This is a genomic window from Trueperaceae bacterium (assembly GCA_019454765.1).
Lineage (GTDB): Bacteria > Deinococcota > Deinococci > Deinococcales > Trueperaceae > JAAYYF01.
Genome location: JACFNR010000045.1, coordinates 1 through 8,020, shown reverse-complemented (window position 1 = coordinate 8,020; position 8,020 = coordinate 1). Strand labels below are relative to the sequence as shown.

The following is an 8,020-nucleotide window of genomic DNA, read 5'->3' as shown; positions in this document are numbered from 1 at the left end:
CCCGTGGCGCCCGCGGCCCCCGTGGCCGCCGCGGCGGAAGCGGCCGCGGCGGAAGCCGCCGCCGCGCCGGAAGCGGCGGCAACGCCCGGGTCGGCCAGCAACGCGGCGACCGCGCCCGGAAGCGCCTCGCAGCAGGGCAAGGACGGAGCCGCCCCGCGCTTGGCACCCGCCGGTGTCAAGTGGCTGCGGGTCGAGATGCTGGCAGGCGACCTCGAGGTCGCGGTCGACCCGCGCTTGGCGGCGCCAACGGGCCGCTCGGGCTCGCGCGACCTCGGCTTCGAACCGACGCCGGAAGGGTACCGACTGACGGGCGGCGCCAAGCCCGCCTCGGCGGACCTCGCCTGGCTGGGTCTCGGCAACGTCCTCAAGGGCGACTTCTCGCTGCGGCTCCCGCCCGGGTACGGCGTCGAGCTGGCCAAGACGGCCGGCGACATCGAGCTGCACGGCGTCGAGTACCTCCGCGGCACGCTCGCGGCGGGCGACCTCGACGCCCACGGGCTCAAGGGCGTCGACCTCGACACGCTCGCCGGAGACGTCGACATCCGCATCGCCCCCACTGCCGGCCGGCACCGCGTGCACGCCAAGGCGGGCGAGGTGACGGTCGTACTGCTCCCCGGCTCCGACGTGACCGTCACCGGCAACGTGTCGGTCGGCGACATCGAGGTCGAGCCCCCCTTCGAGACCGAACGCCGGCTCGTGGGCGAGCGGTTCGAAGGAACCGTCGGTGCCGGGACGGCCGCCCTGGAGGTCAAGGTCATAGCCGGCAACATCGTGATCAGGCGCGGCGGCGACCATGAGTGACCAGGACGCCCGCAAGCGCATCCTAGACATGCTGGCGGCGGGCCGCATCTCCGTGGACGCCGCCACGGACCTGCTGAGGGCCGTCGGCGCGCCTGGCCCGACGCCGGCCGAGGCCGCCCCCGCCGCCAAGGCGCGCGGCGCCGCCAGGGTGCTGCGCATCGCCGTCGACGCGCCCCCCAACGGGGAGGGCTCCGGCGCCAAGGTGCGCGTCAACATCCCGCTCGCCCTCGCGAAGTACGCGGGTCGCTTCCTACCCGCCGACGCGAGCGCCGAGCTGTCGCTCCAGGGGATCGACCTGGAACAGCTCCTCAAGGACCTGGGCGACGACGTGCCCGACGGACGCCTGCTCGACATAGAGGCCGACGACGAGTCGAACGGGGGCAAGACCACGGTCGTGGTCGAGGTGGTGTGAGCGTGCTGACGCCGAGGCGCCCAGACGCCGGCGGCCTGCGCGACTACCTGGCGGCCCTCAGGCCGCGCATCGTCGTCGTGCGCGTCAGCGCGGGCAAGGTCCGGCTGGCCTTGGCCTTCCCGCTCTGGGCGCTCGAGGAGATAGCCGCCTTCGCCCTCGGAGCGCTCGAGCTGGCGGAGGCCGCCTGGCCGCGCCTGCCTGCGCGCCTGCGCACGCGCCTCGGCTGGCTCGAGGGGCGCGGAGAGCTGGGCGCGGACGGCGACGCCTGGGCGGCGGTCCTAAGGACCCTCGACGAGCTGGCGGGCGGCCGGGCCCGCGACATCCTGAGGCTGCCACCTGGCGTGCCGTTCCTGAGCGTGACGACGGACCAAGCCAAGGTGGAGGTCACGCAACTCTGAACCGGCCCCCGGTGGCCGGTAGTGAGAAGGAGCACGAGCGATGAAGAGACTCCCCATGCCCACCGCCTGCCCAGTGACGGGCGGCCCGCTGATGGTCACGAGGCTCGAGTGCGAGGAGAGCGGAGTGGTCATCGAGGGGCGCTTCACGCCCAACGAGTTCGCACTCCTCGCCAACGAGCACCTCGAGTTCCTCCGCATCTTCGTGAAGGTGAGGGGCAACCTCAAGGAGGCGGAGCGCGTGCTGGGCATCAGCTACCCGACGGTGCGCCTGCGCTTCGACAAGCTCCTGCTAGCGCTCGGCTACGAGGTCGGCCCCGACGTGCTCGAGGAGCGCTCCACCATCCTCGACCAGCTGGAGGCCGGCGACATCGGCGCCGAGGAGGCGTCCAAGCGACTCCAGGCCCTGGCCAAGAAGGGCTGACGCCCCCGGCCGCCACAATGCAACGTGACGCTCAGGAAGCGTGAGCGCCCTCCGTTATACTGGCGGCCGCATGGCCGACTACTACGCCGTCCTCGAGGTAGAGAGAAGCGCCGACAACAAGGCCATCAAGGCCGCCTACCGCCGTTTGGCGCTGGCCTACCACCCGGACCGCAACCCCGGCGACAAGGCCGCCGAGGACAAGTTCAAGCAGATCAACGAGGCGTACGCCGTCCTCTCCGACGAAGCGAAGCGCTCCCGCTACGACCGCTACGGGAGCGTCGACGACGGCGTCCCCATGGGCGGCGACATCTTCGACATCTTCGCCTCCGTGTTCGGGGCCAACTTCGCCACCGGCCGCACCCGCGCCCAGGGCCAGCAGGGCGAGGACCTCGAGGCCGAACTCGTCGTCACGCTCGAGCAGGCGCGCGACGGGGCCACCGTCGACGTCGAGATCGAACGCCTCAAGGCGTGCCACCACTGTCACGGCGACCGCGCCGAACCCGGCTCCGGCGGCAAGTCGACCTGCCCGCGCTGCGGCGGCAGCGGCCAGGTCCGGGTGCAGGCCCAGTCGCTGTTCGGCGCCGTCATCACGGCGCGCACCTGCCCCGACTGCCACGGCGAGGGGCAGATCATCACCACCCCGTGCAAGATCTGCAACGGCCGGGGCCGCGAGCGCAGCCGCGACCACGTGGCCGTCAACCTCCCCCGCGGCATCGACGGCGGTTACCGACTGCGCGTGCCGCGCGAGGGCAACGTCGGCGTCGACGGTGGCCAGGCCGGCGACCTCTACCTCTACATCCAGATGGCCGCCCACCCGTTCCTGGAGCGCGCAGGCGACGATCTGCACTACACGCTCGAGGTCGGCGTGGCCCAGGCCGCGCTGGGCGGCGCGTTCGAGGTGCCCACCCTCGACGGGGAGGAGGCGGTCAGCGTGCCGGCCGGCACGCAACCCGGCACCGTGTTCCGCCTGCGCGGCAAGGGCATGCCCCGCCTGAGGCAGGGCGGGACGGGTGACGAGGTCGTGACCGTCAAGGTCGTCGTGCCCGACAAGCTCTCGCCCGCCGCCCGCCAGCACCTGGAGGCGTACGCCGCCGAGATGGGCGAGGCCGTCGCGCCGCAGGAGGAGACCGTCGTGGAGCGGGTCCGTGACTTCTTCACCGGCAAGAAGCGCGGCAAGGGCAAGGGACGCGGCTCCCATCCTGCCGACAAGGGCGCCGGCGAGCCCGGCGACGAGAAGGACAACTCGGTCCCCGCCTGAACGGCCGCGGGTGTGCCGACCTCGGCGGCGCCGACGCCGGCGGCGCCCCGCTTGACGGGCCCCGCTCGGCGGTGCCCCGCGTCACATCGGCCGGGCGGCCGACCACGCGTCACGGCCAACCACGGGTCAGAGCTGCCCGGCGCCCAACCACGCGTCAGACCTGCCTGGCGCCCAACCACGCGGCCAGCGCCTCGAACGCCTCCTCCCCCGTCGACGCCAGGCGCGCCTCCGGCGCCTCGGCCCCGAACCACGTGCGTTGCCGCTTGGCGTAACGGATGGTGGAGGCGGCGACGGCCGCGCGGGCCTCGCCCTCCGTCGCCTCGCCGCGCACAAGTGCCACGACCTCCTTGTAGCCGATCGCCTGTAGCGCAGTCGGCTGGTGCGGGTAACGCGCCAGCAACCCGGTGACCTCGGCCACCAGGCCCCGCTCGAACATGGCGGCGGTGCGCGCGACGATGCGCGGCCGCAGCACGCTCAGCGGCGGGTGGAGGTGGGCCGCGCGGTAGGCGAAGCGCGGGGCGCGGCGCGGGAAGGCGCTCGGCGCGCGGCCCGTGGCGCGCAGCACCTCGAGGCTACGGACCACGCGCCGCGGGTTGAGGGCGGCGCGCGCCGCGTCTGCCGGCGCCGCCGCCCGCAGCTCGGCGTCGAGCTCCGCCAGCCGGCCGGCCGCCACCGCCTCCCACAGCGGTGCCTGGGCGGCGGGGTCGGCCGGTGGGACGGTGGGCAGGCCCTCGCGCAGCGCCCGCAGGTAGAAGCCTGTGCCCCCCACGACGAGCGGCGACCGACCGCGCGCGAGGACGTCCGCAATGGCCGCCTCCGCCAGCTCGACGTACGCGGCCACGGAGAACGGCTCGGACGGCTCCACGACGTCGAGCAGGTGGTGCGGCACCTGGGCGCGCTCGGTGGGCGTCGGCTTGGCCGTGCCCACGTCCATGCCCCGGTAGACCTGCATGGCGTCCGCCGACACGATCTCGAGCCCGAACGCCACGGCCAGGCGCATGGCGGCTCCGCTCTTCCCCGACGCCGTCGGGCCTGCCAGCACCGGCACGAGCGGCCCCGCCGCCGGCGCCCCGCCGCCCGCGGCGGGAGGCATGGTGACGTTCTGGTCGGCCTCGTCGGGCATGCGGCAACGCTAACAGACGCTTCAGGAGCGGGTGCTAGACTCGCGCCATGAGCATCGAGAAGCGCGGCACGGCCGGAGACATCGAGGAGCTGCTCGCCGTTCGCGACGACATCGAGGCCCTCGTGCAGCAGACCAGCGCCGGACGCGGCAGCCAGCCAAGGGCAGACTTCCTCGACTCTGGCGCCGCCTACCAGCTGCACCTCGAGGTGCCGGGCGTCGACCAGGCCGACCTCGAGATCGCCGTCGAAGATGGCGAGCTCCTGGTGGCCGGCCTCCGCGAACCGCCCCTCGCCGAGAGCCGCATCATCTTCTCGGAACGGAGCGTCGGGCCGTTCCAGCGCACGTTCTCGCTGCCCGGCCCCGTCGACCGCGAGCGCGTCACGGCCCACCTGGCGGCCGGCGTACTGGTCGTCAACCTCCCGAAGCTCGCGCGCTGACGGGCCGTCGCCGCCGGCGCCGAGCCCGCTACTCCAGCTCCACCTCGAGCGTGCCGCTGACGTTGCCGATGACGACCACGTCGTCGCTGTCGAGGTAGTAGAGCAGCCGGTTGCCGGCCAGCTCGTCGCCGCCCTTCACGCTTCGCGCGGGGTTGCCGGTCAGCACGGCCGTGCCCGCCGCCTCGTCGAGCTCGAGGCGGTCGCCAGTGGTGGTGCGTTCGTCCGACACCACCCGCACGTTGCCGGTCAGCGTCGCCCGCTGCTCCCCCACCGCGAACTCCATGGCGTCCGCAGTGGCTCGCAGCGGCGCGGCGCCCTCCTCGCCCAGCCGCTCGAGCGAGATGGGGCCCGTCATCTCACCCAGGTCGATCTCGCGGTCGAGGTAGAAACGCGTGCCCACGACGGTGGTCTTCCCCTGCACGAGCTGCACGGTCGGCGCCTCGGGCGGCGTGCGCTCCTCGATGCAGCCCGGCCGCGAGAACGTCACCGAATCGCCCGTCAGCTCGAGCGTCTCCTCGCCCGCGCCCTCCTGCGCACCGTCGGGCGTGGTGATGACCGCCAACCGCGACGTGAGGACGGCGTCCTCCACGCGGGTCTCGACGTGCCCCGGCGCCGGACCGTAGACGATGGTCGTCCGCTGACCCTCCGCGCAGTTGGCGTTGTTGCCTATCGTGCGGGCGCCGTCGGCCGCCAACGCGAGGTTCGTGACGACCATCGCCGCGTCGTCGCGCCTCACGGTGAAGGTGGTGCTCGTCTGCGCCAGCGCCAGGCCAAGGACGGTCAGCGTCGCCACGACGCCCGCGGTGACCGCCAGCGGCGCCGGCGCCGGCCTCACTCGGCGGTCTCTCCCGACAGCGCGAACGCGGCCGCGTCGTAAGCGCTAGGCACAGACGCGTCGATGGCCTCGAAGAAGTCGTACTCCACGTCCTGCTGGATGCGGTCCGTGACGAGGGTGGCGCCCGTGCCGGCGTCCTCGGCCTTGGCCGGCGCGCCGGGAGCGCCGATCACCTCCGCGATTCCCGAGTTGTCGTCGAAGAACACCTGCGCGCCCGTGCTGGTGATGGCGCCGTCCACCACGGTCACGTTCCCGCGCGCGTACAGCAGCTTCGCGCCCGTGAGGACGCGGATCTCGTCGGCCGTGATGACCGTGACGTCGCCGGCGTCGTCCTCGCGCGTGATGGTCACCTGCGACCCGGCGCTCGTGAGCACCGCCAGCTCGCGGTCCTCCTCGTAGACGAGCGTGTCGGCCTCCGCCGACTGCTGACCGTTCACGAGGGTCACGTTGCCCGTGCTGGTCGAGCGGTCCGTGTCGACGTCGAAGGCGACCTCGTCCGCCGCGATGCGCACGTCCGCGTCGGCCTCGTCCTCTGGCGTCACGACCACGTCGGCGCGCCCGGCCAGCACGCCCAGGCCCGTCGCCTCGCTGTAGGTCAGGGCCGGCCCGCTCGCCGAGAGGCGCCCGCGCTCCACGCGCACCCCGCCCGTGAAGGCCGCGACGCGCGCTCCCCCCTGCGTGATGGACGCGCCCGCCGGCGCGGTGAGCTCCGCGTGGCTCCCGAGGATCGTGAGGGTCGAGACGGTGGCCTCGATCCCGAACGCGTCGGGGTGGTCGTAGACGATCGGGCCGGAGCGGAGGTTGCCACTCTGCGTGCCGCCCGAGCCGTCGATGGTGATGATGCGCCGCTGCTCGGCGGGAGGTTCGCCCTGGTCCTGCGCCAGCGCGGGCGCCAGTGACCAGGCGAGCAGGGTCGCCACGAGGAGGAGCTGGCAGGGGGCGCCGCAGCGCCGGCGGAGACGGTCCATCACGGGTTCCTCCCGGGAGTGTCGACGACGAACTGAGCGTAGCCGACGGTGCCGGGTCCGCCCGCCTCGAACTCTGTGAAGTCGAAACTGATGCGCATGTCCTCGAAGACGCTGTCGCCGAGGTCCGGCCCCGACATCACGGCGCGCGGCACCTCGAAGCGCCCGGCGCGCTGGTCGATGAGCACCTGGCGCGCGCCCTTGGCGCGCATGTCGAGGTCGAGGTCGTCCTCGACGAGGTGGGCGTGCATGTGCTCGCCGCGCAGGTTGTCGGTGCGGTCGATGGTGACGCCCTCGGCGGTGAGCGTGAAGTCCGTGGCGCCCGCCACCGTGCGCCGGCCGTCCTCGAGCACGGCGAGGGTCGTCTCCTGCCTGTCGGGGTAGTACTCGGCCGTGGGCGCCGAGAAGTACCAGACGGCGCTAGGATCCGACTGCGGGTACAGCGTCAACGTGGCGGACTGAAGCTCGATGGCCGCGGCGGGAACGGTCTGCTGCCGGCCCGGCACGACCGCGAAGGCGATCAGAACGACCACCACGACCCCGAACGCCAGCGCCGCCCACCGCACCATCAGGCGAATCTACCAGCGGTGGCCGCTGAGAGAGGTGAAGGGGGCGGTCACGGAACCCTCACGCGGCCGGGTGGTCGCCGAAGCGTCAGTCGAACGAGACGGACACCACCTGGTACACGGCCGCGCCACGCGGCATGTTCACCGTCACGGAGTCGCCCACGCGCCGGCCGAGCAGGCTCTGGCCGAGCGGCGACTCGTCCGACACGCGCCCCTCGAGGATGTCGGCCTCGTGCGTGCCGACCAGGTGGAAGACCACGTTGTCGCCGTCCTTGTCCTTCAGGGTCAACGAGGCCCCCAGGCGCGCCACGGCCTCCGTGCCCGGCTCGTGCTCGACCACCACGGCGCGGTGCACCAGCTCCTCGAGGTCCGAGATGCGCGCCTCGTTGGCGCTCTGCAGCAGGCGCGCCTCGTCGTAAGCCGCGCTCTCCCGCAGGTCGCCGTCGGCCAGGGCCGACCCCATGTAGTCGGCCAACTCCTGCCGCTTCTCCTCCTTGAGGTACCGGAGCTCTTCCTTCAGCTTCTCTAGACCGCGAGCGGTCATCTGGATCGGTTCCTTGGCCACGATGCTCCTCGATGTGCGCCGGTCGCAGGCCGGCGCGAACGCCACCTGACTCTGGCTTGGCGCCCGGCACGGCGCAAGATCCACTTGCCGCCGGTCGCCGCGGGCAACGTCCGGCGTGGATTATACTGCCCAGGCCGCCACCGCGGCGCGGCTACGGTCGGGCCCTTAGCTCAGCGGTTAGAGCAGTCGACTCATAATCGATTGGTCGCTGGTTCGAACCCAGCAGGGCCCACCAGTTC

The 8,020-nt window shown here is 72.9% G+C and carries 11 protein-coding genes and 1 tRNA gene; 7 read left to right on the top strand and 5 right to left on the bottom strand.

Annotation, left to right across the window (positions count from 1 at the left end; translation table 11 throughout):
* The first annotated feature begins 159 nt into the window (after positions 1-159).
* The 5 genes from H3C53_11225 (at position 160) to dnaJ (ending at position 3,290) form a co-directional block, all read left to right on the top strand.
* Positions 160-801 (top strand): hypothetical protein, encoded by a 642-nt coding sequence (locus tag H3C53_11225; protein MBW7917238.1) that lies wholly within the window; start codon positions 160-162, stop codon positions 799-801.
* On the top strand, positions 794-1,213 hold the full coding sequence (locus tag H3C53_11220) for a hypothetical protein (GenBank protein ID MBW7917237.1): 420 nt from the start codon (positions 794-796) through the stop codon (positions 1,211-1,213). The genes H3C53_11225 and H3C53_11220 overlap by 8 nt, the downstream gene beginning before the upstream one ends.
* Before the next feature lie 2 nt (positions 1,214-1,215).
* Positions 1,216-1,611: a hypothetical protein gene (locus tag H3C53_11215; GenBank protein MBW7917236.1), complete on the top strand. Its 396-nt coding sequence runs from the start codon at positions 1,216-1,218 to the stop codon at positions 1,609-1,611.
* Between the two features lie 40 nt (positions 1,612-1,651).
* Entirely contained in the window at positions 1,652-2,032 is a 381-nt protein-coding gene (locus H3C53_11210; GenBank protein MBW7917235.1) for a DUF2089 domain-containing protein, read from the top strand.
* Positions 2,033-2,102: 70 nt separating this feature from the next.
* Complete coding sequence (gene dnaJ / locus H3C53_11205) at positions 2,103-3,290, top strand: molecular chaperone DnaJ (protein ID MBW7917234.1); 1,188 nt, start codon at positions 2,103-2,105, stop codon at positions 3,288-3,290.
* A 154-nt stretch (positions 3,291-3,444) separates the two neighbouring features.
* Here dnaJ and miaA read toward each other — a convergent pair whose 3' ends face one another.
* Complete coding sequence (miaA, locus tag H3C53_11200) at positions 3,445-4,383, bottom strand: tRNA (adenosine(37)-N6)-dimethylallyltransferase MiaA (GenBank protein ID MBW7917233.1); 939 nt, start codon at positions 4,381-4,383, stop codon at positions 3,445-3,447.
* A 77-nt stretch (positions 4,384-4,460) separates the two neighbouring features.
* Between miaA and H3C53_11195 the strand changes: the two genes are divergently transcribed.
* Positions 4,461-4,850 carry an Hsp20/alpha crystallin family protein gene (locus H3C53_11195; protein ID MBW7917232.1) on the top strand — a complete coding sequence of 130 codons (390 nt, stop codon included), beginning with the start codon at positions 4,461-4,463 and terminating at the stop codon, positions 4,848-4,850.
* Positions 4,851-4,878: 28 nt separating this feature from the next.
* On the opposite strand, the gene H3C53_11190 is transcribed toward H3C53_11195, so the two are convergent.
* From H3C53_11190 to greA, 4 genes are all read right to left on the bottom strand, one after another.
* Entirely contained in the window at positions 4,879-5,685 is an 807-nt protein-coding gene (locus H3C53_11190; protein ID MBW7917231.1) for a hypothetical protein, read from the bottom strand.
* Positions 5,682-6,653, bottom strand: a complete 972-nt coding sequence (locus H3C53_11185) for an OstA family protein (protein MBW7917230.1) — start codon at positions 6,651-6,653, stop codon at positions 5,682-5,684. Before H3C53_11185 ends, H3C53_11190 begins: the two co-directional genes overlap by 4 nt.
* A complete protein-coding gene (locus tag H3C53_11180; GenBank protein ID MBW7917229.1) occupies positions 6,653-7,219 on the bottom strand; it encodes a hypothetical protein in 567 nt (188 codons plus the stop codon). Before H3C53_11180 ends, H3C53_11185 begins: the two co-directional genes overlap by 1 nt.
* Positions 7,220-7,304: 85 nt before the next feature.
* Entirely contained in the window at positions 7,305-7,781 is a 477-nt protein-coding gene (gene greA / locus H3C53_11175) for a transcription elongation factor GreA (GenBank protein ID MBW7917228.1), read from the bottom strand.
* Between the two features lie 159 nt (positions 7,782-7,940).
* Between greA and H3C53_11170 the strand changes: the two genes are divergently transcribed.
* Positions 7,941-8,016, top strand: a tRNA-Ile gene (locus tag H3C53_11170).
* The last annotated feature ends 4 nt before the right edge of the window (positions 8,017-8,020 follow it).

Bases quoted from the DNA above. Each gene is read 5' to 3' on its own strand.
- miaA (MBW7917233.1), bottom strand. From the start codon at position 4,383: ATGCCTCCCGCCGCGGGCGGCGGGGCGCCGGCGGCGGGGCCGCTCGTG.
- H3C53_11185 (MBW7917230.1), bottom strand. From the start codon at position 6,653: ATGGACCGTCTCCGCCGGCGCTGCGGCGCCCCCTGCCAGCTCCTCCTC.
- H3C53_11180 (MBW7917229.1), bottom strand. From the start codon at position 7,219: ATGGTGCGGTGGGCGGCGCTGGCGTTCGGGGTCGTGGTGGTCGTTCTG.
- H3C53_11210 (MBW7917235.1), top strand. From the start codon at position 1,652: ATGAAGAGACTCCCCATGCCCACCGCCTGCCCAGTGACGGGCGGCCCG.
- H3C53_11220 (MBW7917237.1), top strand. From the start codon at position 794: ATGAGTGACCAGGACGCCCGCAAGCGCATCCTAGACATGCTGGCGGCG.
- dnaJ (MBW7917234.1), top strand. From the start codon at position 2,103: ATGGCCGACTACTACGCCGTCCTCGAGGTAGAGAGAAGCGCCGACAAC.
- H3C53_11195 (MBW7917232.1), top strand. From the start codon at position 4,461: ATGAGCATCGAGAAGCGCGGCACGGCCGGAGACATCGAGGAGCTGCTC.